Origin of the sequence: Lysinibacillus sp. FSL R5-0849 (assembly GCF_038595075.1) — a bacterium.
Classification (GTDB): Bacteria; Bacillota; Bacilli; order Bacillales_A; family Planococcaceae; genus Lysinibacillus; species Lysinibacillus fusiformis.
This window is the reverse complement of the sequence record NZ_CP152004.1, coordinates 2251770-2276507: the sequence shown is the minus strand read 5'-3', so window position 1 is coordinate 2276507 and position 24738 is coordinate 2251770. Positions and strand designations below refer to the sequence as shown.

At 37.9% G+C, this 24738-nt stretch carries 23 protein-coding genes; 10 read left to right on the top strand and 13 right to left on the bottom strand.

The window, feature by feature from the left end; translation table 11 throughout:
• Window positions 1-131 precede the first annotated feature (131 nt).
• From MKY80_RS11165 to MKY80_RS11155, 3 genes are read left to right on the top strand one after another with little or no spacing between them, the layout of a single operon-like run.
• Complete coding sequence (locus tag MKY80_RS11165; protein ID WP_342532951.1) at window positions 132-1658, top strand: spore germination protein; 1527 nt, start codon at window positions 132-134, stop codon at window positions 1656-1658.
• 16 nt (window positions 1659-1674) lie between these two features.
• On the top strand, window positions 1675-2796 hold the full coding sequence (locus MKY80_RS11160; protein WP_008177611.1) for a GerAB/ArcD/ProY family transporter: 1122 nt from the start codon (window positions 1675-1677) through the stop codon (window positions 2794-2796).
• Window positions 2783-3907 (top strand): Ger(x)C family spore germination protein, encoded by a 1125-nt coding sequence (locus tag MKY80_RS11155; RefSeq protein WP_043990350.1) that lies wholly within the window; start codon window positions 2783-2785, stop codon window positions 3905-3907. Before MKY80_RS11160 ends, MKY80_RS11155 begins: the two co-directional genes overlap by 14 nt.
• A 1-nt stretch (window position 3908) precedes the next feature.
• Here the strand turns inward: MKY80_RS11155 and MKY80_RS11150 are convergent, their stop codons facing one another.
• From MKY80_RS11150 to MKY80_RS11130, 5 genes are all read right to left on the bottom strand, one after another.
• A complete protein-coding gene (locus tag MKY80_RS11150; RefSeq protein ID WP_107922252.1) occupies window positions 3909-4862 on the bottom strand; it encodes a nucleoside hydrolase in 954 nt (317 codons plus the stop codon).
• A gap of 146 nt (window positions 4863-5008) precedes the next feature.
• Entirely contained in the window at window positions 5009-8179 is a 3171-nt protein-coding gene (locus MKY80_RS11145) for an ATP-binding cassette domain-containing protein (protein ID WP_342532947.1), read from the bottom strand.
• Between the two features lie 136 nt (window positions 8180-8315).
• The gene (locus MKY80_RS11140) at window positions 8316-8726 is read right to left on the bottom strand and encodes an SRPBCC domain-containing protein (protein WP_008177618.1); all 411 of its coding nucleotides are present in this window, start codon (window positions 8724-8726) and stop codon (window positions 8316-8318) included.
• Window positions 8723-9049: a metalloregulator ArsR/SmtB family transcription factor gene (locus MKY80_RS11135; RefSeq protein WP_036125832.1), complete on the bottom strand. Its 327-nt coding sequence runs from the start codon at window positions 9047-9049 to the stop codon at window positions 8723-8725. The genes MKY80_RS11140 and MKY80_RS11135 overlap by 4 nt, the downstream gene beginning before the upstream one ends.
• Window positions 9050-9275: 226 nt before the next feature.
• Complete coding sequence (locus tag MKY80_RS11130) at window positions 9276-9962, bottom strand: diphthine--ammonia ligase (RefSeq protein ID WP_089986537.1); 687 nt, start codon at window positions 9960-9962, stop codon at window positions 9276-9278.
• A 213-nt stretch (window positions 9963-10175) separates the two neighbouring features.
• On the opposite strand from MKY80_RS11130, the gene MKY80_RS11125 reads away from it, so the two are divergent.
• Both MKY80_RS11125 and MKY80_RS11120 read left to right on the top strand, forming a co-directional pair.
• The gene (locus MKY80_RS11125; RefSeq protein ID WP_107922250.1) at window positions 10176-10673 is read left to right on the top strand and encodes an NUDIX hydrolase; all 498 of its coding nucleotides are present in this window, start codon (window positions 10176-10178) and stop codon (window positions 10671-10673) included.
• Between the two features lie 4 nt (window positions 10674-10677).
• Complete coding sequence (locus MKY80_RS11120) at window positions 10678-11334, top strand: HAD family hydrolase (RefSeq protein WP_139150936.1); 657 nt, start codon at window positions 10678-10680, stop codon at window positions 11332-11334.
• A 47-nt stretch (window positions 11335-11381) separates the two neighbouring features.
• Here MKY80_RS11120 and proS read toward each other — a convergent pair whose 3' ends face one another.
• From proS to MKY80_RS11100, 4 genes are all read right to left on the bottom strand, one after another.
• On the bottom strand, window positions 11382-12818 hold the full coding sequence (proS, locus tag MKY80_RS11115; protein ID WP_342532945.1) for a proline--tRNA ligase: 1437 nt from the start codon (window positions 12816-12818) through the stop codon (window positions 11382-11384).
• A gap of 336 nt (window positions 12819-13154) precedes the next feature.
• Window positions 13155-14870, bottom strand: a complete 1716-nt coding sequence (locus MKY80_RS11110) for a GGDEF domain-containing phosphodiesterase (protein WP_237068830.1) — start codon at window positions 14868-14870, stop codon at window positions 13155-13157.
• 384 nt (window positions 14871-15254) lie between these two features.
• On the bottom strand, window positions 15255-15425 hold the full coding sequence (locus MKY80_RS11105) for a transcriptional regulator (RefSeq protein ID WP_090001522.1): 171 nt from the start codon (window positions 15423-15425) through the stop codon (window positions 15255-15257).
• A 186-nt stretch (window positions 15426-15611) separates the two neighbouring features.
• Window positions 15612-15761: a hypothetical protein gene (locus tag MKY80_RS11100; RefSeq protein ID WP_008177633.1), complete on the bottom strand. Its 150-nt coding sequence runs from the start codon at window positions 15759-15761 to the stop codon at window positions 15612-15614.
• Window positions 15762-15968: 207 nt separating this feature from the next.
• On the opposite strand from MKY80_RS11100, the gene MKY80_RS11095 reads away from it, so the two are divergent.
• The gene (locus MKY80_RS11095) at window positions 15969-16877 is read left to right on the top strand and encodes a copper amine oxidase N-terminal domain-containing protein (RefSeq protein WP_342532942.1); all 909 of its coding nucleotides are present in this window, start codon (window positions 15969-15971) and stop codon (window positions 16875-16877) included.
• Between the two features lie 54 nt (window positions 16878-16931).
• Here MKY80_RS11095 and MKY80_RS11090 read toward each other — a convergent pair whose 3' ends face one another.
• The 3 genes from MKY80_RS11090 to MKY80_RS11080 form a co-directional block, all read right to left on the bottom strand.
• Window positions 16932-17447 carry a DinB family protein gene (locus tag MKY80_RS11090; RefSeq protein WP_090001526.1) on the bottom strand — a complete coding sequence of 172 codons (516 nt, stop codon included), beginning with the start codon at window positions 17445-17447 and terminating at the stop codon, window positions 16932-16934.
• A 53-nt stretch (window positions 17448-17500) separates the two neighbouring features.
• Window positions 17501-18463, bottom strand: a complete 963-nt coding sequence (locus MKY80_RS11085) for a tyrosine recombinase XerC (RefSeq protein WP_043990366.1) — start codon at window positions 18461-18463, stop codon at window positions 17501-17503.
• A 338-nt stretch (window positions 18464-18801) separates the two neighbouring features.
• On the bottom strand, window positions 18802-19215 hold the full coding sequence (locus tag MKY80_RS11080; protein ID WP_089986542.1) for a hypothetical protein: 414 nt from the start codon (window positions 19213-19215) through the stop codon (window positions 18802-18804).
• Between the two features lie 75 nt (window positions 19216-19290).
• Here MKY80_RS11080 and MKY80_RS11075 point away from each other — a divergent pair, with 75 nt between their 5' ends.
• From MKY80_RS11075 to MKY80_RS11065, 3 genes are all read left to right on the top strand, one after another.
• A complete protein-coding gene (locus tag MKY80_RS11075; RefSeq protein WP_089986543.1) occupies window positions 19291-20781 on the top strand; it encodes a circularly permuted type 2 ATP-grasp protein in 1491 nt (496 codons plus the stop codon).
• On the top strand, window positions 20735-21700 hold the full coding sequence (locus tag MKY80_RS11070) for an alpha-E domain-containing protein (RefSeq protein WP_342532939.1): 966 nt from the start codon (window positions 20735-20737) through the stop codon (window positions 21698-21700). Before MKY80_RS11075 ends, MKY80_RS11070 begins: the two co-directional genes overlap by 47 nt.
• 61 nt (window positions 21701-21761) lie before the next feature.
• On the top strand, window positions 21762-22616 hold the full coding sequence (locus MKY80_RS11065; RefSeq protein ID WP_008177642.1) for a transglutaminase family protein: 855 nt from the start codon (window positions 21762-21764) through the stop codon (window positions 22614-22616).
• A 52-nt stretch (window positions 22617-22668) separates the two neighbouring features.
• Here the strand turns inward: MKY80_RS11065 and MKY80_RS11060 are convergent, their stop codons facing one another.
• Window positions 22669-23544, bottom strand: coding sequence for a site-specific integrase (locus tag MKY80_RS11060; protein WP_043990356.1), 876 nt, complete (start codon window positions 23542-23544; stop codon window positions 22669-22671).
• A 357-nt stretch (window positions 23545-23901) separates the two neighbouring features.
• Here MKY80_RS11060 and MKY80_RS11055 point away from each other — a divergent pair, with 357 nt between their 5' ends.
• Entirely contained in the window at window positions 23902-24696 is a 795-nt protein-coding gene (locus tag MKY80_RS11055; protein ID WP_008177644.1) for an enoyl-CoA hydratase/isomerase family protein, read from the top strand.
• Window positions 24697-24738 lie beyond the last annotated feature (42 nt).

Genomic DNA, 24738 nt, shown 5'->3' with positions numbered 1-24738 from the left:
CTTTCTGTTAAATGTTGTCTAGAGATTTACTGACAATGTTTAGACTGAAAAAGCATGAAATAAGTATAGAATATCCTTCAAATGTTAAATCTATAATCGAAGTTAACTATGAAGGGAGCCTACAATTCAGCATGAAATTTAAACTACCTTTCAATAAAAATCAACCACACTCCTTCGAAGAGGCACCAAAAGAAAAAGAAAGTCTTGTAAGGATCGCCCCGACAACTGATCATTTTATTCAGTCGATTCGAAACGCGACGAATAACGCAGCAGATTTAATCATTAAGGCAATCCCACCGAATGTTACCCTTATTTATATAGATAATTTAGTCGATGATCAGACATTGAACAATGACATTATCGCAAATTTGCTAAATAATCCTCAAGAAACACTAGAAGCCATTGAGGTAACTCTTTCTATCCCCGAAATTGTAACATCCAATCTACTACAGGAAACAGTAGAATCGATGGTCAATGGATCTGTCGTTATTCATATAGACGGCTGCTCCCAAGTTCTTATTGGCAATATAGCTACTCGAGAATCCAGATCATTATCGGCACCAGAAAATGAATCACAAGTAATTGGGACACAGGTTGGGTTTAATGAAAGTTTAACTACCAATATTTCTTTGATCCGTCGCTACATAGTAAGTCCTGATCTTTGTAATGAAAAACTAAAAATCGGCACGCGTACCAATACCTCGGTCTCACTACTATATATGAATGGCATTGCTAATGAGCAAATGGTCAATACAATGCGCCAACGAATTACGAATCTGTATATTGATGAGCTACTTGATAGCGCCGTTTTAGCAGAAATGATTGATGATAATTCATTGTCAGTATTCCCCCAGATGCTGCTGACGGAAAGGCCAGATAGATTTTGTGATGCGATATTAGATGGCAAAATGGGTGTTTTAGTGGATGGTAGCTCGATGGCCATCATTTGCCCGCAAGCATTTACTGAGTTTTTTCAAAGCCAGGAAGATCAAAACTTACGATGGCAAATTGCTACCTTTCTTCGTTTATTACGACTTACTGCCTTCTTTTTATCCGTCTATTTAACACCTTTTTACGTGGCGGCTTTAACTTTTCATTATGAAGTCATTCCGCAAGCCTTTTTAGTGCCATTAAGTGAGTCTAGAGCATTGGTTCCTTTCCCACCTATATTCGAGGCATTATTATTAGAGTTTATTATTGAATTACTCCGAGAAGCTGGAGCAAGGCTACCAACTAAAATTGGACAAACTATTGGTATCGTTGGCGGTATCGTAATCGGAACAGCAGCTGTGCAGGCAGGTATTACGAGTAATATTTTATTAATTATCATTGCTTTAAGTGCACTGGCATCCTTCACTTCACCGAGCTATATGATGGGCAATGTCATTCGTTTGATTCGTTTCCCAATCATTATCCTTGCAGGCTTTTGGGGTTTTTATGGCATCATGCTAGCTTTTTGCTTTATTCTTATTCATCTTTTACGTCAATCAAGCTTGGGTGCTCCGTATATGTCTCCTTTCTATCCACCAAGATTGAAAGAAATGAGGGATAGTATTATTAGAATGCCTATTCCATATACAGCGAAAAGACCTGCGTTAACAAGACCAAAGGATAAAAATAAATTCGAGCCTGAGCCAATAAAACCGCAAAAAGGTTGAACTGAAGGTGAAATAAATGAATAATCCTATACAACTTAACCCGAAAGAGATGATTAACGCTTATTTGCTCTTTTTTGTCGTGCACGGCGCTCAAATTGGGGTCGGCATACAGGGATTTCAACGTATTATCTATCAAGATGCAAGGCAGGATGCATGGATTTCAGTTCTTATAGCAGGTATTGCTACACATATCGTCACATTTTGTATGATTAAAACATTAGAGATTTACGGCTCCAATGATCTATATGGTATTCAACAAGATATTTTCGGAAAATGGATTGGCAATTTTTTAAATGCTTTGTATGTCACTTATTGCACCGTCGCCTTTTTTTCTGTTTTGCGTAATTACATTGAAGTGATCCACGCATGGATTTTCCCTAGTATTGGAACATGGTTTCTGTCAGCTACTTTATTAATCATTATTATTTATGCCTTTACAGGTGGGCTTCGAGTCATAGTCGGTGTATCTTTTTTCAGCATCATACTATCCCTATGGATTTTACCGATGCTAGCCTTTCCAATGAAGTATGCCTCTGCGGAAAGTTTATTTCCAATTTTTGAAAACGATATTCGTTCCATTTTAAAGGGTGCCCATTCCATGACCTTTACCATTATCGGCTTCGAAATCTTAAATGTTATTTATCCCTTTGTAAAGGACAAAAAAAATATCCGCAAGCCTGTTCATTTAGGGTTGTTGTTTACAACATTGATTTATGTTGTAGTCATGATGGTGTCCATTGCTTATTACAGTGAGGGAAAATTACTAAAAACAATTTGGGCAACATTAACATTGTTTAGTTTTATTAGCTTCCCTTTTATAGAGCGCTTTGAATTTATAGCCGTTTGTTTTTGGATGCTCATTATTATACCGAATCTATGTCTATATTTATGGGCTGCTTATCGCGGGGTCATTCGATTAGTTAAAATACGCGCCACGACATTTGTTTGGATATTTTCCATCATCGTTTTCATTTTCACAATGATCATTCAAACCCGTACAGAAATCAATACGATTAACACCGTATTTGGCAATATAGCATTTTACGTTATTTTTATTTACCCTATTTTGTTATGGATCTTGGCTATATTAAAAAAGAAGTTTTCATCAAAGAAGGTGCCCAAAAATGAACAAGCTTAGATGCTCTTTTATTGTTTTTCTGTCATTGATTTTTTTATATGGGTGTGCTCAAACGAATGTATTGGATAAAGTAGGATTAACCACACTAGTTGGCTACGATGTAGGAACAGAAAGCAAAATAGCTGCGACAGCCGTTATTCGTGAAGTCAATCCAGAGTTCCAAAGCAAAGTGGAAGTTTTGACGACAGAAAATGAAACGAGTAAAGGAAATCGTATGGAAGCAAACAGGAAGCTTTCTAAAAAAATAATGGTCGGTCAAATGAGGGTTATTTTGTTTGGTGAAGAATTAGCAAAAGAAGATTTACGTTATTATATTGATACTAGTCTAGAAAATGCAAGCGTCAGCAACGGTATTTATATGGCCGTAGTGGAAGGTAAAGCAGCACCATTTCTGAATTACGAATACAAAAATATTGAGGATATTGGTCAGCATGTATTCAGGTTAATCGAGCAAAATGTGAAACAGGAATATATGATTTCAGCGACACTTCATCAGATTGCTCATGATTATTATTCCATTGGACGAGATTTAGCTATGCCTACCATCAAAAGAGATGGTGAGTTTGTGGAGCTAAGTGGCGTGGCTCTCTTTAAAGGTGGCAAAATGGTTAGTACGCTTCCAGCAAAAGATAGCTTTTATGTAAAAATTGTCAGAGATACGTTTAAAGTAGGTTTATATGAAACCATTTTGGAGAAAGAAGATATTCCACCTCAATTACTCCATAAACCTGCGGATAAAATAACTGTTGCTTTTGATGCCATCCACTCTAATAGAGAGATGAAATTAATTGATGCAAAAACTCCTGAGTTCGATTTAAACATTAAAATCAAATCAAGGGTATTAGAAGTATTTCCAGATATTAATCAAGGTGACCGAGAAAGCGTGGCAGCCCTTGAAAAAGCCATCGAAAAAAAATTGTCGAAGGAAATAGCAAGAGTCATTGCTCATAGTCAGGATGTGGAATCCGATATTTTTGGCTTTGGTGAGAAATATAGAAGCGTTGTGAGACATTCCAATTTAACAAAAGACAAATGGCATGAAATGTATAAAGATATGAAAGTAAATGTGAATGTTGATTTTGTGGTCTTAAGAGACGGTGTTTTTGAATAAGCTATTGCCCATCATGGCCTGTCATAATGGTTATAAAATGATGGAAGAACATGTCATAGTGTATATCAAATGCAATACGATGTTTTTTTTCTCCGTTATTTACATTTTCAAATGGTCGTGTTTCAGCAATGCTCTGCCCTCTAGCAGGTCCATCTAATTTCTCAATGACCGTTACAGGGTAATATTCATAAATGAACATCTCAGGATAAATCGTTGCCATTAGCGTTAACGCATCATGGACGGGGCTACCTAGTAGTGACGGGTCCCGTTCCTGATAAAATTTTGTATAGTATTCCATTAGAGGTTTGAGGATTTTTGTCTTGCCAAATGAGTCTATATAATCAACCATCCCAGGCGTAACAATAGCCTTCTGTGTAGCATTCAATGGAATAATTGTGACATTTTTTGCATAGGTGAGCACAATATTTGCCGCAAATGGGTCCCCATGAAAGTTTGCTTCTGCTACGGTCGTAACATTACCTGGCACCCAAAAAGCCCCACCCATAATATAAAATTCCTTCACATGTTGCATGAGCTGATTATAAAGAATAAACATGGTCGCTAGTGATGTAAGACGCCCAATATTAACAATGATTAGCTCATCATCCTTATATTTCTCGATAATTCGAACGATTTCCAAAAAGTTTTCAATTTTTATTTCATGATCTTCGTTCGGAATAATGGGACCAAGCCCATGCTCTCCATGTATTTCTGGATAAAATGTTGGCTGTTCGCCAGTTAGAGGAATCTCTGCTCCTAAAATAACGGGAATTCCCTCGGGAAAATCAAATAATTTCATGACATAATAAATATTAGATACAGCATCTTTTCTTGAGACATTTCCATAATCAGCAATTAACCCAACGATTTCGATTTCTTTGTGTAATCTTGCATAAATCAATGCTATCGTATCGTCGATGCCAATGTCTCCGAATAATAACACCTTTTTCTTCAAACAAAAGCCTCCCTGTTACTGCCAATTTACCTATTCTTATTGTACGGTTACTCGGTCAAAGACGACACTGATTGTTTACTTTTTTGGAAAAATTAGTACATAAAAAACCCATTTGCAATTGGCAAATGGGCTTCGAAACGAATACTTTAACGATTATGTTCAAGGAACTGATAAACCGCCATCATTTCTTGCTTATTTAACTCTCTAATACGATTGAAAATAGGAATTTGCGCCACTGCTTCCAAGTGGTTTCCTTCCGTTACAACATCACTGACGATACCCGTTAGCCATGTATGTACGTCAATGTCTTCGATAATTGCCTTTTGGCCCTCATCATTAATACCAGTTGCACCACAGCTAACGCATGGAACCGTTAATTTATAGACACCGTCATGTAGTCCATCCTCCGTTAGAACCTTTTTCCCCTTACAGAATGGACATGGATGACTCCCTTTCACTTTATTGATTTGCGTCACTATTTTTTTATAGCCGAAAGCTTCATAAACATACGTCAGTTTTTTATATTTACCATTCGTAAAATATTGATCAATGATGGTGTCTCTCGTTTCATAAATATTCGGGAAATCACAAATTGTTACTTGGTTTTTACGGCTGATGGCAGCAATATTATCTTTGATTTTATCCCAGAATGGTAATGTGTTTTGCAGAACAATCTCGTAGCCAACAAAGCTGGCAAGCTCTAATTCCAGCATTTTCAGCGATACTTGCGCTTCTCTTGGCAGTAATGAAACATCCTGTATCAATGACATATCACTGCCTACAATGGCTTTAATTTTGTCAAGCTGTGGTAAATCGCCTACTAGTTTGATGACCTCATCAATCGGTTGACGGATTATTTCTCGAATATCCGTGTCACCAAAGCGTAATTTCTTTTGGTGATTAAGGACAGAGCCATGACAAATTGGGCAAGGGACCATCTCTCTTGTTTCCTTCATTTGCTCTTTAATGATGGATTTAGAGATGACCATATAACGGCCAATAATAAAATTAAAGCCTTCCCATTTTTTCGAGGATTTTGTTGCTTTATCGTAAAATGATTTGTCCCAATAACCATATAAAAATGTATGCTTTTCATCTTCAGTCATATCATTATAGCTCTTACTGATGTCTTGACCCAGTTCATTTTTGATCTCTTCAAAAAGGAATGCTAATTTTGAATGTTGGTAGTATTTAAGAACATCCATCACCTCTGGATACAATAAACCGTCCCAGAATGGCACATTTTTATGTTGAATGACTAAATCAAAATCGAACTCTTCAATCTGTAATCGACCCGAACAGCTAGGACAATGATTTTCTTGGCTAAAGAAATCAAAGCTTCTCGTATCCTTATTCGTCGGATGGGCAGCCACAATATGATTGATGAGACCACCTATTTCATATAGAAAACTATATTGGCTGTATAAATGTCTTTCAAGATCAATCGCAATGACAGGCGCAATCTTATTCGATTCATATTCACCGTAAATTAGACGGGCCATTGATGAAAGGCTTTTTAAGATGCCACCTTTGTATATATTTTCGGCATGTTTAAAATAGCGAATAGGATTGTCTTGTAAGTAATGAATACCCTTTTTCGATGCTAATGTAGATGTGATTTTTAGGTCGGTGGTGCTTTTCGTATGGTGCGATTGTTTAAAATATGCTTCATGATCCACTACATCAAGATGTGTCACTGGCCCCTGCTGTCTTTTACCAAAGTCTACAATATAATCAGAGCTTTCAAGCATGTAGGCATTATGCTCAATCATGACAATGGTGATTGAATCATCTTTCAGAATATCCCTAATACTATCAATAAATTGGTTTAAAATATTTTGTGATAATCCTTTAGAAGGCTCATCAAAAATAAACAGTGTATGAGGATTTCTCGTATTGGCGAACAGCTCTGACACTAAATGCACACATTGGAATTCACCGGTTGATAGAGTTTGTGTTTTTCTTTCCAGCGTTAAATAGCCTAGACCAAGTTTGATGAGCAAGCTTAAACGTTTATGAGCAATATCTTCCTTTGGGAGTTCCTCGATAATATCTTCAATCGAGCGTTGAAAAATATCATCGATTTCCTCACTATATTTGGTCAATTTCTTTTTAATATCAAGAAATGTCGCAACAGTGGATCGGCTTGTAATCGATTGATTTCGATCTTGCCCAACCATCACTAATTTATCTTTTGGATAGCGCTTTACAAAATCCATTGCAATACACTCATTAACTAGTGTTGATTTTCCACAGCCAGACTCTCCTGTGAAAGTGACAAGTTGATTTTGTGGAATTTCTATCTCGTCTATCTGGATATTGCGGCAATGTAGGTCACGGAATTGATAGAAGGTCTTTGGTTTTAGCTGACTACGTTCCCAATAGATAGCCTGTGGTCGAGGAGATTCCTCTACGATTTTTCCTCCGTATTTTCCACTCCCTGGTCCAAAGAATTGATGCTTATCTGCTGTATCTAAAACCGTATCCGAATGATCAATGAGCCAAATTTGATTTTTAGAGCCAAGTCGTTGAATTTGCTCTAAAATTTTCAAGAGTGTATCATGGTCAAGACCTACGGAGATTTCATCAACAATAATTACCGTATTTTCGCTTGTTGCCATAAACTCAGCTAAATACAGCCTTGTTAATTCTCCACCTGATAATGTGCCCATAATACGATTTAATGTTAAATAGCCAATATTCATCTGGATAATATTTTGAAGAATATGTTGTTTCTCTTCACTAATCTTTAATTCCGCTGATAAGGAATAGATCGTTTCGACACTTAATTGATGGATATCCGAAATACTATATTGTCCACCTCTTACTGTTAGATGGTGCTGTTCTACTTCCTCGCTATAGCGCTTCCCCTGACATTTTTTACATTCAACATTTTTCGTCGTCCCACGCCCTTTACACGTCGGACACCAGCCTAGTGCATTATTGAAGGAGAAAACTTCTGGAGATAAATGAAACTCTTCCGCTAATCGATCACGTATTTCCTTAAATACACCTGTATGCGTACCGATTGTTGAACGTGGATTCGTAGATATGGATGATTTCCCTAGAAAAAGAACTAATGGCATATCCTCCATTTTAATGGCACTAAAATTCGTTTCCATAATCGCTGGAAACAAATATTGATATTCAGCTTTAGGTAATAAAGAAACAAGACGTTTTTTGGATTCTTCCCCTATTGTTTGACAAAAAGTAGTTTTCCCTGACCCAGACAAGCCTGCAATGCCAAGGGATAGATCTTCGGGTAAGACGACATTTAAACGGTTAATATTGTTGGCAATAAGTTGATTAATCTTCATTCTGTTTTCCTTCCGTGTTTACTATTTTTCAAAAGGACACTATATTTACCTATGAAGAGCAACCTTCAGAAAATGAAAGAACACAATTCATTTTCTGAAGGAATTGCGCTCTTTTTCATAAAGGTTGATTCAATTACTAGGCTAATACTTTTTCAAGCTGACTACCCATGTTAGTCCAAGCGTATTTAGCTCCTTCAATTGCTCCTTGACGAGCTTTTGTTTCTTCACTAAATCCACCTTGATCGAGATGTAACTGAGTTGTCCCATCAGATGCTTGCGTTAATGTCCATGTTACGGTTGTTGTTTCACCCGCACTTGTCCAAGTGTAAGATAGTTTGTGTGGCTCTTCAATTTCAAGTACCTCACAATCGACAATACCATCCCACCATTCATTTGGCTCAGCTCGGAACTGGAATTTATGGCCAACAATCGGCTGAAAATCATTGCTCCAAATCCATTTTGCAAGTGTGTCCGAATCAGTTAAGGCATGCCATACTTGCTCGATGGAACTTGTAAATTTAAAATCTAATGCTACATCTGGTTTCATTTGTCTTCCCCCAATAATAAATGTAATTTTGAAATTCTTGCTTTCCAAAAATCTTCGTATATCGATATCCAATCTTGTATTTCTTTCAATGGAGCCGCATTTAGCCTATATCTTGTTTCCCTACCCTCTTTTCGAGCGATCACAAGACCTGCGTCTTTCAGGATAGTTAAATGTTTTGACACGGCAGTACGTCCCATATCAAAGTGAGCCGTTAATTCGTGAAGCGGTAACTCATCTGCCTTAGCTAATAAATTAATCAATTGGCGTCTTGTAGGGTCAGCAATGGCTACATACACGTCACGCTCTTGATGATTGTTATTCAAAACCACCACCCTTTCTATTAGGACACTAAATGGTGTCCTAATTATAAGACACCGTTTAGTGTCTAGTCAATTATTATTTTGGACATTTTGCTTTGGGTTTTATACTTATAAATACAAAAAACACAAAGGTGAGCTCCTTTGTGCTTGTATTTATGATGATTGTCTATGGATATTCTGCTTTAGACAAGCCATAGAACAGGCATCCATCTATGTTTTTAGGTTATTTTTAAGCAAGTTCTAATGGTAAAAATGCATATTCCCCATCTCGAATAATAGAACATGTACGAACCTTGATGGGATATTGGAAAAGAGGTCCATCAATCACTGTTGTATGGAATTCTCCCCCTTCTCCACAAGGGTCGATATTACGTTCTTCCAGTTCTTTAATATAATCAGGAGTAAGTACTCGTCCTAAATCCTCTTCTGTCATGCCTAATAACAGATTAACTGTCACCACCATCGTAACAAACCCTAAGCGAATAAACTCATCAACAGCATCCCGATGATTCATCTCCCATAACGGCATGCCAAGCTTTAATCCAGCTTTTTTCGTCACCTCATCATGCCAGCAGCCGTGTGCAGGCATATCTAAATCGCCCGTAACTAACACCTCTGCCCCTAGATTTTTCGCATTTTTTAAAAGTTCGATAAATACATGTTCATAATCCGTCCAACTTGCCCCAGCCGTATAGACTGGCAATCCAATAGAATCGGCTTGAGCCTGTATAAGCTCAGGTGGCATACCGTGTGATCGAGAACGTTTCCCTTCCTCCTCCAGCATGACAATCAGACCTATCGCTCGTCCCACCTGTGATGCTTTATATAAAGCTAATACACTATCCTTTCCCCCACTAAATGAAGCGATGAATGGATGATTTTTCGCATTATTTTTCCAGCCAGTTGTTTCTGTCATTTCTATATCTCCTTTTACTGTCCATGAAGATCAATCCTTCTTGCACTCTTATTAGATAGTCGCTAATAAATTGGCTTCTTTCACCTAGGTTATTGATTATTTTACATGATAGAGATGTAGGATATCACCCCTTTATTTTATCACAAGCATGCTAAGAATCTGGATATTTATGTTAAGGTATAGGTAACGGTTGATGGAAAAAGGAGGAATGTTATGAGTGATTATGTAAAAGCACTAAGACAACAGGTTGGGACAATGCCTCTTATTTTGGTAGGTTCAACGGTCATTGTCTTGAATGACAAGAAACAAATTCTTCTCCAGCTACGCTCAGATATAAAAATGTGGGGTTTACCTGGAGGAGCGATGGAGCCTGGTGAAAGTTTAGAGGATACCGCTAGACGTGAACTGTTTGAGGAAACTGGCCTACATACTTCCCAACTTCGTTTGATAACGATGCTATCTGGTCAGCAGGATTATTTTCACTATCCAAATGGAGATGAAGTTTATGGGGTAACGGCCGTCTTTATGGCAGATCAAATAGATGGACAGCTTGCAATGGTTGATGGTGAGAGTTTACAGCTAGCCTATTTTTCTTTAGATGCGTTGCCATCTAATACCGTCAAGAAAGCAATAGATATTATCGATACCTATTTATTAAAGGAAAGCTTCATTAATAAGATGATAGGTCGTGACTTCGTTGAACGGTTTTAAAGCAATGTTATTTGATTTAGATAACACCTTACTTAATAGAGATGAGGCAGTTGATAGATTGTTTTTCAAGCTAGTAAAAATGTGTTACAGGGATGTCGATCATACGTTAGAAAATGAAATGCGACAACAATTTAAAGTATATGATGGAAAATACTTTGGTCAGCATGATAAAACCGATGTTATCGCATCATTTTTTGATGAATTTCCGCCGCAAAACGGCATGCCGAACCATGCTATTCAAGACTTTTGGAATCTTCACTTCCCTCAATGTTTTGCTGTTCATCCGGATACGATAACGTTCATTCATCGTATAAAGCAGCAAGTGAAAGTGGGCATAATTACAAATGGCTCTGTAGAAAGACAAAAAGCTAAAATAGCCTACACAAATTTAGATCGCTGTTTTGATACGGTCATTATTTCTGAGGAAGTGGAATTTAGTAAACCAGATAAGCGTATCTTTGAAGTGGCCTTAAAAAGACTTGATGTCAATCCAGAGGAAACTCTTTTTGTTGGGGATGACTTAGAAAAGGATATTGATGGGTGCCAACAGGCCCATATAAAGGGCGTCTGGTTTAATCCAGACATGCGCAAAAATGACACTGCTATCCAGCCATATGCTGAGATTCATACGTTGGAGCGTTTGGGAAGCTATTTCAAATAAAAGAACAAAACCCCTGAGTTTTCGCTCAGGGGTTCGTGTACGTATTATTAATATGCTTGGGCAAACCAAACGGTATGTTTTGCTTCATTTCCACAGCAAATACAAGTCGTTTTTGTTGTTGGTGGATTGAATGGAATATTACGAGTCGTGTATTTCGTTTCTTCCTTCACTTTTTCCTCGCACACATCTTCCCCACACCACCCAGCAAGTATCCAACCTGGAATAGTGCCGTTTTCCTTAGCTATTACAATGTGCTGCTGTAACTGTGGCAGTGTATCAATTGTTGAATGAGTATGTGCCTCTCTGAATCGACGAGCCTTCTCAAGTAAACGTGTTTGCATCGTCGTTAATTCTTCCTCAATGGCTGCCACAATAGTTGATAATTCAATCGTCTGTTTGTCATCCTCATCACGTGCTTTCAGTAAAGCTTGATTATTTTCAAGATCACGTGGGCCTAATTCAATACGAACAGGCACTCCTTTTAGCTCCCATTCATTAAACTTAAATCCTGGCGATTGGTCTGAATCATCCAGTCGTACGCGAATCCCCTTCGCTTTTAATGCCGCAAAAATCGCATCCAGCTGCTCCATAATTTGGGGATTCTTTTTCCAAGGTCCTACTGGAATTAAGACCACTTGAGTTGGAGCAATTCGTGGAGGTAAAACTAATCCTTGCTCATCCCCGTGCACCATAATGACAGAACCAATTAAACGTGTGGATGTCCCCCAAGATGTTGTGTGTACATATTCGTGTTGATTGGCTTTATTTAAATATTTTATGTTAAAGGCTTCTGCAAATTTTGTTCCTAAATAATGAGACGTACCTGCTTGCACAGCCTTCCCATTTTTCATCATTGCCTCAATCGAATACGTATCGACTGCTCCTGCAAAACGTTCTGATGGCGTTTTTTGTCCATCATAAACTGGAATTGCTAGAACTTGTTCCACCACTTCTTTATAAATCTCAAGCATTTGCATCGTTTCTTTACGTGCATCTTCCTCATCCACATGAGCCGTATGCCCTTCCTGCCAAAGGAATTCTGAGGTACGAATGAAAGGCAATGTTTTCTTTTCCCAACGGAAGACATTGGCCCATTGATTAATGAGAACTGGTAGGTCACGGTAGCTTTTAATCCAATTTGAATAAAGATGACCAATCATTGTTTCAGATGTGGGACGAAGTGCTAAGCGTTCTTCTAATTTTTCACCTGCTGCTTCTGTCACCCAAGGAAGCTCAGGTGAGAACCCTTCAATATGATCCTTTTCCTTTTGGAAGAAGGATTCAGGAATTAGCATAGGAAAATAGGCGTTTCGATGGCCTGTATCTTTAAAACGACAATCCATTGCCTCCTGGATATGCTCCCAAATTTCGTAGCCATCTGGTTTAAAGGCGATGCAACCACGAACTGGCGTATAATCCATTAAATCTGCTTTTTGAATGGTTTCGATATACCATTTTGAAAAATCCTCTAGTTGTTTTGACATTGTGCTTACCTCCATTTTTTGTAAGTATTCTATTTGATGAATAAAAAAAGCACAAAGCTGTCCTTGTATAAAGGACGTCTTTGTGCTGGACCCGACGTGGTACCACCTTGAATTTAGCTTTAAGCTAATGCTTAAAACCCTCTAGCGTTTAGTAACGAAAACGACTCGGTTATGTTTTTCATAACTTCTCCGTGGTAGGTGTTCAGTAAAGAAGCGGTGATATAGCTCTCAGCAAATGCTATATTTTCTGTTTCACTATTCTTACTTACTTGGTCACATCATCAAATTGTAATTTATATTATCTCTCACTTTAGCAAAATCATTCATAAATAGCAATTAATAACTGGAACTATTAGTGAACGACTGGACGATTAAATTTGTAAAATCCTCTACAGAAAGAGGCTTACTAAAATAATAGCCTTGAACATACTCACAGCCATGCTCACGAAGTACGTTTAATTCAGCTTCTTCCTCGACACCTTCCGCAACTACTTGTAGGTTGAGCGCATGAGCTAAAGAAATCATGGCGGAAATCATCGCAATACCTGATTTTTCAGGTACGATATCACGAACGAAAGCACGATCAATTTTAAGTACATCCACAGGGAATTTTTTTAAGTAATTTAAAGATGAATAGCCTGTCCCAAAATCATCTAATGAAATCGTAATTCCAAGCGCGCGCAATTGATTAATCGTATTAATTAAATCTTCTGTATAATCTAGCATGCTCATTTCTGTAATTTCAATTTCTAATAAATGTGGGTCAATGCCTGTTCCCGCAATGACTCCCTTCACCATATCTACAAAGCCTGAAGTACTTATATGAATCGGTGAAATATTAACAGCTACTCGCAATCTGAGATTATGTGATTCATTCCAAAGTTTAGCTTGTGCACAGGCTTTACCTAGCACCCATACACCAATATCATTAATTAGTCCACATTCTTCAGCAAATGGAATAAACCGATCTGGCGGGATATGCCCCAATTCGGGATCATACCAGCGCAATAATGCTTCCATACCAATAATTGTGTCTGTTTTTAAGTCAATTTTAGGCTGGTAATGTAATTCTAAAAGATCCTTTTTTAAAGCTTGATGTAATTTTGTTTCTAGTAAAAGCCATTTATCGTTCGCTTCATCCATATTGTCACGGTAGAGGCGATATTGATTTCCTCGCGTAGATTTAGCAGCATACATCGCAATATCAGCATTTTTCAGTAATTCTTCTACAGTGTTTGCGTGATCTGGGAAAATACTAATGCCTATACTAATACTTGCATAAAATTCATAGTTATCTACTACAAAGCTTTCATTAAAGACACTAATAATTTCCTTGGCCATTTCCTCTATACGATTGACATCATTTAAAATCATGACAAATTCATCACTATTGTGACGATAGAAAGAATTAGAGGTATAATCAATATTCCGTAAACGATTGGACATTTCCACTAAAAACATATCACCGATAATATGGCCAAGCCCATCGTTTATGTGTTTAAAACGATTCACATCAATGAAAAATAACGCAAACTTTTCTCCTGTACGTCGAGATTGATGGAATTCATTTTCTAAACGCTGTTCTAATTTACGACGATTTGGTAGCCCTGTTAATTCATCGTGATAGGCTATGTGGGTAATTTTTTTAATATCCTTTTGCGCTGTAATATCGACGCGTATTGCGATATACTGATAAGGCTTTCCCCGCTCATCGAGGAATGGGAAAATAGTAGTCTTCACCCAATATAAACTGCCATCTTTTGCACGATTGCAAACCTCGCCATTCCACATCTCACCATTACCGATTGTTCTCCACATCTCTCTAAAGAAAGATTTAGGATGATAGCCTGAGTTCAGTAAACGGTGATCTTGGCCTACTAATTCTTCACGCGTATACTTCGAAATTTTACAAAAATGATCATTAACAAAAGTAATTTTTCCGGTACGATCTGTAATTGCCACAATAATGGAACTATTCATAGCGGAAAAAATATCTTGCAATTCTTTAAGACTGTAGTTCATTTGATTACTACTCGGCGTGACATTCATCATTTTCATTCTCCATTCATTAAAATATGAAGGGTTTGGTACTTTTGCTTTATTTTACAGCGAGGTATAAAGTTGTGGTATATCGCCCTTTTTTCTGTAATTATATTATAGTCTTAGAAAAGCAGTTAATTCAACCCAAATATGAAATCATTCAAGTCAAGGTTGGGATAGTTTTTGATATAAAATACAAATATTAGTTATTATTAACACTCTAAAATGTCTAATCTTAAGATTTTTGAATACTTTTGTACTATTGATAGTATTTTCCTTAGGCTATTTCTCCATTAAATACAAAATACTAATAACTTATAAATTTATCACATTGTAAAAATGATCAAACAAAATGCCTTACTGTCACTCATAAGCAGCAGTAAGGCATTTTAATAGCTAGGAGACCCCATATTCTATTGATCCTCCAGATGTTTTAGCATGCTCATTATAAGCATTTAACTGCTCTTGTGATAAATTTAAAATATAATAGTGAAAATTGATGGGCTCTAATCCATGCTCCTCACACATATGTCGATAATATTCATAGCCTTCTCGATAATCAGTCATCTTTATTTCTCCCTTTCACTTGAACTACTTTTCCTTGTACGTATAATATCGTTACATCTCTACTTTATAAATCAACGAATTTTCCGAAATCTTTTTTTAGAAAGATGAAAGCCCAGTCCATTTTACTTAGTATGGCTGGGCTTTTCATAAAATATTCGCGTCGGCTTCCGTCATCTCCATATTCTTTTAAATCCCTAATTGTTTTGCTTGCATATTATAAGCGGAAAGTTGCTTCTGGGATAACTGTAATACATAATAGCGGAAAGAAATTGGTTCTAATCCATAACGCTCACACATTTCACAATAAAATTCATATCCATCTCGATACTTTGACATTAAAAATTCCTCCTTAGTCGAATCTGTTTTATAACAGTTGTTTTTATTTTTATTTAATATATAACAGATTATGATGGACGTCAAGTGCTTATGACAGAAAAAATCATAAACGCTTGCATCGCTTTGCAAGCGTTTATAAACGCCCAAAATATGGAGTTTTTGGTATTCAATGGAAAATAAATTTTAGAACGGAGGGAAATACACAATATGAAGAACATCCTAGCAGGAATTATTTTAATAGTAGGTTGGGGAATGATAGCCAATACCCCTGTATTTGCAGCGCCTCTAGCAAAGCCAGCAGTAGAGAATAGGCCAATCGAAGTTGTTGTCAATGGTGAATTTATCAAGCTGGATATACATCCACTAATGGACCGCCATCATCTTTTCGTTCCCATCCGTGCCCTTGCATCACTTGGACTTTCCTATAGTTTTAATGCTAAAACTAAAATGACAACCGTGCAAAATAAAAATGGCGATTACTTAAAAATCACTGCCAATAGCCATTCCGCCTCTAACAATGGACAAGATGTACAAATGGAGGTGCCTGCGCAAAATCGCGAAGGCCGTATCCTTGTTCCTCTCAGATTTGTCTCTGAATCTTTGGGATACGACATATATTTTGAACCCATTCGTCAATTCGTTTTCATTAATGCCAAAGACTATTCGTTTGATTCGTCTATATGGGAGCAGGAGGATCTTCAAGCAGCGCGCAAAGCTGCTATTGCTCTACCTATTAAGGCTGATTTTAAAACACTAGGCACATTTGATGGACATCGCTTACACAGTTATACCTTTCCTATCGGTCGAGCAGATGTATATTATTTACTCGATGGTATATTTACATTTGTGGAAATTAAAAAAGGTCAGGCCATTGCCATTGGACAGCTTTTCCGTGAGCGAAGAGTGACATCTATAGCCGCAGGGAATATTTCACCCGATATGAGTTTAGATACTGATCCCATCATGGAACCCTATAACTATGGAAATGTGCTTTTTACTGAGTATGAGGACGGTACAGCTAAAGCTATTTACACTGACAAGACCGGACATTTTTTAGAAAAGAAAATGAAGATGGACATTTATTCAGACCTTATACAAAAGCTTCCTGATCAATGATCAATCGCAAAAAACAACCCATCTATCTGTTGAATGGATAGATGGGTTTTCAAATTAATTTGATGCCTGTTGCCAGCTATTTTTTATTTCCTGAATTTGCAGGATATGACGTTGCTCATGGAGATAAATTTGCTCAATCCATTGATCTAGTGGACATTCACCAAGAGCTGGATGCTTCATAGTGCGCTTTGCTAAAGCATCAGCGTCCTCAAGGGTTTCTAAAAACCCAAGAAATTCTTCTCTTGTTGTTGCTAGCAATTCCACCATCTTTTGAACATGGAAAGGATCTTCCGAAGGCTCCACTATGCTTGGCGCTTGAAATTTTCGTGTACGGTCTAACAACAGCTGCATATCCTTTCGTTCAGGAGACGATTGTTCCTGTGATTGTAAGCCCCATGTAACAGCCTTCTTTGTAGCTTCCTCTACTAAAATCAAATGATGACAAATTTGTGCTATACTCCAATTTTGTGCATCTGGCTTGTCATTAAATTCGGTATCACTTAAATGATTAATTTCCTGAAGTAATTGCTCTCTTGTGGCATCAAATTGATCCTTTGCAAGTATAATCATACGCTACCCCCTTCATTCGTTATACCTTTATATTCGACAGAGATAGGTGAAAATCATCTTTCATGCACCATATTAAATGGATTGTTTTCTAAAACCTGCTGTAACTGTTCATCCTCAATATGTGTATAAATTTGAGTGGTTGCTACACTTGAATGCCCTAAAATATGCTGTAAGCTCCTAATATCAGCACCAGCCTTATACATCATTGTTGCCGAAGTATGGCGCAGCTTATGTGGTGTAAGTCGCTCCTTTTGAAGACCTGATTGCTGATTAATACGCTTCACGATTTTAGCAACAGTTTGCCGTGTAAAACGTGTTCCCTTTTGGGAGACAAAAAGAGGCTCATCTCCGTTTCCTTTATATGGTGTTTTCCCACTATTCTCATAGTCTGCTAGTGCCTGCATGCAGCTATCATTCAAGTAAACAGTACGCTCCTTATTGCCCTTCCCGACAACGGTTAAATGACGTCCTTGTATAGAGGTAATATTAAGCTGGCATAGCTCTGTCACACGAATTCCTAAGTTTAAGAAAAACATCATCATACAATAATTTCTTGGCGATGCCTGATTAGCAGGTATGCCATCTATAAATTGTGTAGCTTCTTGAAAATTCATATAGATGGGTCTTTTTCGACCAATTTTCGGTGTTTCTAATTCCTCTGCTGGGTTTTCCTCAATTAGTCGCCGTTTCCCTTTTAAGTATTTGAAAAAGGATTTTAATGTCGCAACCTTCCGTGCCCTTGAAGCTGCAGAATTTCCACGCTGTACCTCACAATACTCCATAAAGTAATAAAGGTCCTCCAGTGTAATATCTCGAATTTCTTCTATTGTAATGGTGGCAATATCAATGACTGCTAAATTTTCTATATCCAGATCCTCCTGGACAGCTGTATGGAAACGGAAAAATAAAGTCAAATCATATTCGTATTCTTTTCTTGTGCGCTGGGACTTTCCTTTGATGGTTGTTAAATATACAAGAAAGTCCTTCATGATTTTTGGTTGTTTTGATTTTTGCATCACAATCACCTCTATTTGCTCTATTTTACCATAAAAAACGTTCCCAAATATAAATTTGGGAACTTTATTGAAAAAACAAGCTACTTTTCTATACTAAAGAAACATATGTTCGATATATACAAATAAAAAAAGATCCCCTTTTTATATAGAGGACCTTCTACTAAATAAGAAAAGAATTGTGACAGTTTTTGGTTTTTAGGTATAAAGTTGACGTTCGATGAATATTAAAATCTAGTATACTTCTATTGCTTTGTGAGGCGACTCGAAAAACAGAAAGGTGGGTAACTACCCATGTCGATTCGTCTCACAACACGCATGGTATTATTTGGAAAAATTGATTATTTTACAAAAACCGAGTATTTCTGATCAGCTTGTTTTGTAAGAGACCAGTTCGTCGATAACATTTGCTGTAGTTTTGTGACCGTTTCCTCATCACACATCAAATGTTGGATACCAGTTTCTAAAAGTTGGTAATCTATCCCTTCTTCTAGGTTAAAGCGCAGGTGCAATAAACGTTGGATGCCAGGCAATGTTACATACTTGATTCGATAATGGCCATGTAACGCATCTAAGAACTCTTGTTCGCCATCCTGGAAAAGTGCCATTGTTTCACTAAATTCATAGTTTGGTACTTGTTCCTGCCAAGCTGATACATCCCCCGCCCGTAAAGCACGTAAGATCTCCTCGTCTGAAAAATTTAATTTAGAAAGTTTATCAAGTTCATAAGCTTGCATTAGATTAATGATTGTCATGAATGTTAGCTCCTTTTATGTATTTACTCACAGTGTACCATGTTTTTATTACTACTCAAATTCGGAGGGATCCATATGATGAATTTATATGATTCTAGTCTGTTTTTCGATGAAATGTTTGATGGCAATCAACCGAAGCCCCATTATCGATCTTTTCATCATAAGCTATCCATTTTTTCGCAGGAGCAACTCGAAGAGAAATATCGTCAAGCCCAAGCAAGCTTTCTCAGACAAGGAATTACTTTTACGGTCTATGGTGCACAAGATGGAACCGAAAGGACCATGCCCTTTGATTGCGTCCCTATCATTATTCCTCAAACACAATGGGCAATTATTGAGGAAGGTGTCAAACAACGTGTGGAAGCACTGAATTTATTTTTACAGGATGTGTATGCTGAACAAAAAATCATCCGTGATGGTTATATCCCTAGACAGCTGGTAGAAAAGAATCCATATTTCTCGCCAATCATGCTGAGACTTAAGGTTCCAATTGCTAATCATATATTTTTAGCAGGTATTGATTTAATACGGGATGAAAAAGGTGACTATTTCGTGCTGGAAGACAATTTACGGAACCCTTCTGGTATTTCTTATGTGTTTGAAAACCGTGACGTCATGAAGGAAGTGTATCCAGAATTTTTTTCCAAGCATACCATTTTATCACTTGATAAGCAGATGGCTAACATGAAAAAAGCACTGCTTGCCCACCGCCCATCTACTATGGAAGAAGGGCGAGAACCAAAAGCTGTGCTACTAACAGCAGGAATGTACAACTCTGCCTATTATGATCACTTATTTTTAGCTCAGCATTTAAGTATTCAACTGGTGGAAGGCCGCGATTTAGTCGTACAGGATTTAAAGGTTTATATGAAAACAATCTATGGTTTACAGCAAATTGATATTATCTATCGCCGTATCGATGATGATTTTTTAGATCCGGTTGCATTCCGTGAGGACTCTTTATTGGGTGTCCCTCATTTAATGGCAGTTTACCAAGCAGGCAATGTGGCCATTTTAAATGCTGTTGGCAATGGCGTGGCAGATGATAAAGCGATGTATGCCTATGTCCCTGAAATGATTCGTTATTACCTACAGGAAGAGCCAATATTACCGAATGTGAAAACCTATCATTTAGAAGATGAGCAACAGCGAGCGTGGGTACTGGAGCATATTCAGGAGCTAGTCATAAAAAATGTGAGTGCATCCGGGGGCTATGATATGCTGATTGGTCCCCATGCAAGTGAGGATGAAATTACTTTATTTAAGGACAAAATTATGATGCATCCATGTCAATATATTGCCCAGCCAACTATCAAGTTGTCTAGAGCGCCATCCTTTCAAAATGGACGATTCTATCCTTGCCATGTGGATTTACGTGTGTATGCCATGAAGGGTGAGGATTGTTATGTATTGCCAGGTGGATTATCACGAGTGGCCTTACAAGAAGGTTCACTTGTGGTCAATTCATCACAGGGTGGTGGTGCTAAGGACACATGGATCTTAAAGGAGGAGTTGAAGCATGCTGAGTCGAGTAGCCGACGCGTTATTTTGGATGGCACGGTATAGTGAACGCACACAAACCAATACACATATATTACAGGTACAGCTGTTGAATATGTTGGAGCAATCTGGGCAAGAACATGATTATATTGATCATTGGGAGGCTGTATTAAATATTTGTGCCTCAAAGGAGGAGTATTTAGCCAATTATACAGCTATACGTGTTAACCCATTAATTGATTATCTTCTGTTTTCTGAGACAAACGGCAACTCTCTCCATACTACATTACGCGCCATTCGAGAAAATGCCCGAGTTACGAGAGATCGTATACCTGCGGAGCTATGGGAAATACAAAATGCCTTTTATTTAACTAAGCAACAGGACATACTAACAATGGATCGGCCTATCCCATTAATTGATCTTCAAGCTTTTTTACAGGAAGTTCGGAAGACGTTGTGGATGGTGACTGGATTAATTGAGGGCACGATGGATCGGGATCTCCCCTTTTATTTCATGCAGATTGGGAAATGGCTGGAAAGAGCTGAAAAAACAATGCGGATGACGTTAATTATTCTCGAACAACAGAAAATAACAGGACCATCCCTTCATGAAATGGATGGTACAATTCTATTGGAGCTTGCTGCCGCAAAGGAAACATTTTTGCAGAAGCACCGCCAAACCAATCTCTTAATGGTCATACGATATTTATTGCAGGATGAACATTTTCCTTGCTCGATCATGTTTTGTCTGAAAAAATTAAAAGAAGCTCTCAAGTCCATCGAGCATGATCCTTTGTCGTCAAGATGTTTAACGCTTCATTCGACCATCAAAAGCTTCGTCCTAGCAATCGATCATCATGATTTTTGGTCAATGAGCGTTGAGGAAGCCATCACAATAATGGAGGAAAGATTGAGTCAATGGATTGCCTTTAGCGAAACATTCTCGACAATCTATCATTTATATGAACCCAGCATACAACCTTGAAAGGAATCCATCACAGCTCCCTTTCAACAGGCAAGTCAGTAAGCAGAAGGAAGCGGACACAATGAAATTTGAAATTCAACATACAAATATTTTTCAGTATGAGTCTGAAGTCGATCAAAGCTTAAATACGATTCGTTTAAAGCCGCGGAGTGATGAGCGTCAACGCTTGTTATCCTATCGAATTGCAATTACTCCATCCTCTCTTACCCGTGAGCATACGGATATTTGGGGAAATACAGTAGGTTCATTTTATATTCCTGAGCAGCATCAAGTACTAGAAATTCATACATCGTCGATTGTCAGTATCCAGCGTGCGCCATTTATTCACCGCATTCAATATTCGCCCGAAATGCAGACTATTTTTCACTCACAGCTATTTTATGAACATTATCTTCCCTATTTAAAAACAACTCATTTTACGTATATGACAGAACAACAGCTGGAGGAAGTTTTTCATGCAATTGGCCATGCTGAAAATCCTGTGCTCTTTTCGCTTAATTTAATGCAATACTTATACTCTAGCTTTGAATATGATCCTTCAGCAACAGATGTGGGTACAACAGCCAGTGAGGCATTTGCCCTAAAACGCGGCGTATGCCAGGATTTCACTCATGTTATGCTAGGTGTATTGCGCTCTAAAGGAATTCCAGCACGTTATGTTAGTGGGTATTTATATGTCGATGAAAATTCAGCTCTCGTCGGCGATATTGCAACACATGCTTGGGTAGAAGTAATGATACCTGGTATTGGCTGGATTGGTCTTGATCCTACAAATAATGTGGAAGTATTAGAAAACCATATTATTTTGTGTATTGGTCGAGATTATAGTGATATAAGCCCTGTTGAAGGGGTTTATTCAGGAGGCAAGCATGATTTAACCGTAAAAGTAAGTGTCAAAGCATTGAATCACTTATAAGAAATAATGACATGTGCAGGAATGGTGACATACGCAATTGCTGCACATTTTTTTATTCAAAGCGCTGTTGTCTTTCTGTTAGTACCCATTTGCGAACATAGCCCATTTCTTGCTGAATATGTTCCAGCGTCTTCTCTTCCTGAAACGCCCTTTGCATAACGGTATAACGTAAATCGGTAGCTCTGACGTTTTTTCCAATATCTTTAGACATCGTTTGAAAAATACGTTCTACTGTCTTCGTCGTAATCGGCTTTGTCATGCTTGCCTCACTCACCCACACCCATTCCTCTACCTTTTTGTCATGCATGGATTCTGTTTCTTCCTTATAATGTCCTAGCATGTCCATAAGTAAGGGCGAACACTTTACCTCACGGCGTCCGTTCCGATTGGCAATAAAAAGAGTTGATTTTTCCCTTTGGAAATGCGACCATTTCATACGTACAAGCTCTGCTGGCTTACAACCTGTTTCCATCAAAACTTGAACAATACAACCATTCCGCCTCGCCAGCCATGCATGCTCTGCTGTTTTTGCATATTGAAAATAAGTTGGCCAAACATTAGTCATTTGCCCGATTTGCTTATTTGTAAGTACTTGTAACGCCTCTTTTTGCCTTTTTCTCGGCTGTAAAATATGTTGATAATCAAAGGGCTCCATCCATTCTCGTAAGAAAATAAAGTCTACAAAGCCGCGCATTGTTGCTATTTTATGATTAAACGTATTGATATTGCTATAGGTTTCCTTTATATCGTGACAATAAATTTGTAATAACTCTTGAAATTGGTGATCAACATACAAGTAATTTTTTTCATGGGCGAAGGATAAAAAATGCTGCCCGTCCATATTGTACTGCTTCATCGTTGCTGCACTTTTCTTTAATGACTGCAACAGCAAAATATATCTGTTCCACGCGTCCTTGAGTGTGATCATTCGATCCCTCCTTGTTTGCTGAGCGGTAATTATCTTCATTTTACTATATATTCGGTGCGTATGTTCTTATTTTTAATATTAACTTATAGTGTCGGATAATCTGTAGTCAAGGTTCATACCCGCTCCCATCCTTCAAATGCTTCTTGCATAATTAAGAAACAAATGTTCGACTTTTAGTTTCTCATACCTTTTGCTTTCTTACAATAGTAAATTGCGTTCCTTTGTTGTAGAACAATGCTATTATTCCACCTATTTTTGTATAACAACGCAATTTTATATGAAAATTCGTATAATTTCGTGTTTATCGTTCCTTGTACTATATAATAAAGGTATAAACAAATTAGGGGGTTCTCTAAAATGCAAGTAAAGACGACTAGACTGGAAGCAGAAGATGCAAAAATTATTTATCAAGAAACTGCTGGGCTAGCAATTATTACGATCCATCGACCACAAGCGAAAAATGCATTAACCGCAAATATGTGGGACCAATTAGCAAAAATTGCCCTACAAGTATTAGATAATCCTAAAAATAAAGTCCTTATTCTACGCGGCTCTGGACAAAATTTCACTGCTGGCTCTGACATTAAAGAATTTAATGCCATCTCTCTCGACAAGGCTGAGGAGGCGTTTATACATATGGAAAAGACCATTTCCACTATTGAGCGTTTGCCGATTCCTACAATTGGTGTGATTAATGGGCCTGCCATGGGGGCTGGGTTGGAATTAGCGTTAGCCTGCGACATCCGTATTGGCTCCGATAAAGCCAAACTCGGCATTCCTGTTGGTAAATTGGGGATCACCTTAAATAATAAATTTGCACAGCGTTTAGTACAGCTTGTCGGCCCTGCTACAACCAAGGATTTAGTATTCACAGGAAGAATGTTTAAAGCAGAGGAAGCTTACAAGCTTGGGATGCTCAATTATCTTGTAGCAGAAAAGGATTTAAATAAATACATGATCCGCATGGGTAAGCTTGTGGCGGGGATGTCTCCTGAATCCTTACTGGCAGTAAAGCAATCTGTCCAAGAATGCCTGGATAGTGTTCCAGCCTTATGGCAAGGCTCCACGCCATTTGTCGGCAATGATTTTGCAGAGGGTTGCCGAGCATTTGTTGAAAAACGCCAGCCACTGTTTACGCGTCAACCTAAATAAAAAACAGGTACTCTTCTCGCCCTATCGCGACGGGAGTACCTG

Bases quoted from the DNA above. Each gene is read 5' to 3' on its own strand.
- MKY80_RS11165 (WP_342532951.1), top strand. From the start codon at position 132: ATGAAATTTAAACTACCTTTCAATAAAAATCAACCACACTCCTTCGAA.
- MKY80_RS11060 (WP_043990356.1), bottom strand. From the start codon at position 23,544: ATGATCACACTCAAGGACGCGTGGAACAGATATATTTTGCTGTTGCAG.
- MKY80_RS11125 (WP_107922250.1), top strand. From the start codon at position 10,176: ATGAGTGATTATGTAAAAGCACTAAGACAACAGGTTGGGACAATGCCT.
- MKY80_RS11155 (WP_043990350.1), top strand. From the start codon at position 2,783: ATGAACAAGCTTAGATGCTCTTTTATTGTTTTTCTGTCATTGATTTTT.
- MKY80_RS11075 (WP_089986543.1), top strand. From the start codon at position 19,291: ATGATGAATTTATATGATTCTAGTCTGTTTTTCGATGAAATGTTTGAT.
- MKY80_RS11130 (WP_089986537.1), bottom strand. From the start codon at position 9,962: ATGACAGAAACAACTGGCTGGAAAAATAATGCGAAAAATCATCCATTC.
- MKY80_RS11120 (WP_139150936.1), top strand. From the start codon at position 10,678: ATGTTATTTGATTTAGATAACACCTTACTTAATAGAGATGAGGCAGTT.
- MKY80_RS11085 (WP_043990366.1), bottom strand. From the start codon at position 18,463: ATGCAAAAATCAAAACAACCAAAAATCATGAAGGACTTTCTTGTATAT.
- MKY80_RS11140 (WP_008177618.1), bottom strand. From the start codon at position 8,726: ATGAAACCAGATGTAGCATTAGATTTTAAATTTACAAGTTCCATCGAG.
- MKY80_RS11145 (WP_342532947.1), bottom strand. From the start codon at position 8,179: ATGAAGATTAATCAACTTATTGCCAACAATATTAACCGTTTAAATGTC.
- MKY80_RS11100 (WP_008177633.1), bottom strand. From the start codon at position 15,761: ATGTCAAAGTATCGAGATGGATATGAATTTTATTGTGAAATGTGTGAG.
- MKY80_RS11080 (WP_089986542.1), bottom strand. From the start codon at position 19,215: ATGACAATCATTAATCTAATGCAAGCTTATGAACTTGATAAACTTTCT.
- MKY80_RS11095 (WP_342532942.1), top strand. From the start codon at position 15,969: ATGAAGAACATCCTAGCAGGAATTATTTTAATAGTAGGTTGGGGAATG.
- MKY80_RS11055 (WP_008177644.1), top strand. From the start codon at position 23,902: ATGCAAGTAAAGACGACTAGACTGGAAGCAGAAGATGCAAAAATTATT.
- MKY80_RS11110 (WP_237068830.1), bottom strand. From the start codon at position 14,870: ATGATGAATGTCACGCCGAGTAGTAATCAAATGAACTACAGTCTTAAA.
- MKY80_RS11070 (WP_342532939.1), top strand. From the start codon at position 20,735: ATGCTGAGTCGAGTAGCCGACGCGTTATTTTGGATGGCACGGTATAGT.
- MKY80_RS11105 (WP_090001522.1), bottom strand. From the start codon at position 15,425: ATGACTGATTATCGAGAAGGCTATGAATATTATCGACATATGTGTGAG.
- MKY80_RS11090 (WP_090001526.1), bottom strand. From the start codon at position 17,447: ATGATTATACTTGCAAAGGATCAATTTGATGCCACAAGAGAGCAATTA.
- MKY80_RS11160 (WP_008177611.1), top strand. From the start codon at position 1,675: ATGAATAATCCTATACAACTTAACCCGAAAGAGATGATTAACGCTTAT.
- MKY80_RS11065 (WP_008177642.1), top strand. From the start codon at position 21,762: ATGAAATTTGAAATTCAACATACAAATATTTTTCAGTATGAGTCTGAA.
- proS (WP_342532945.1), bottom strand. From the start codon at position 12,818: ATGTCAAAACAACTAGAGGATTTTTCAAAATGGTATATCGAAACCATT.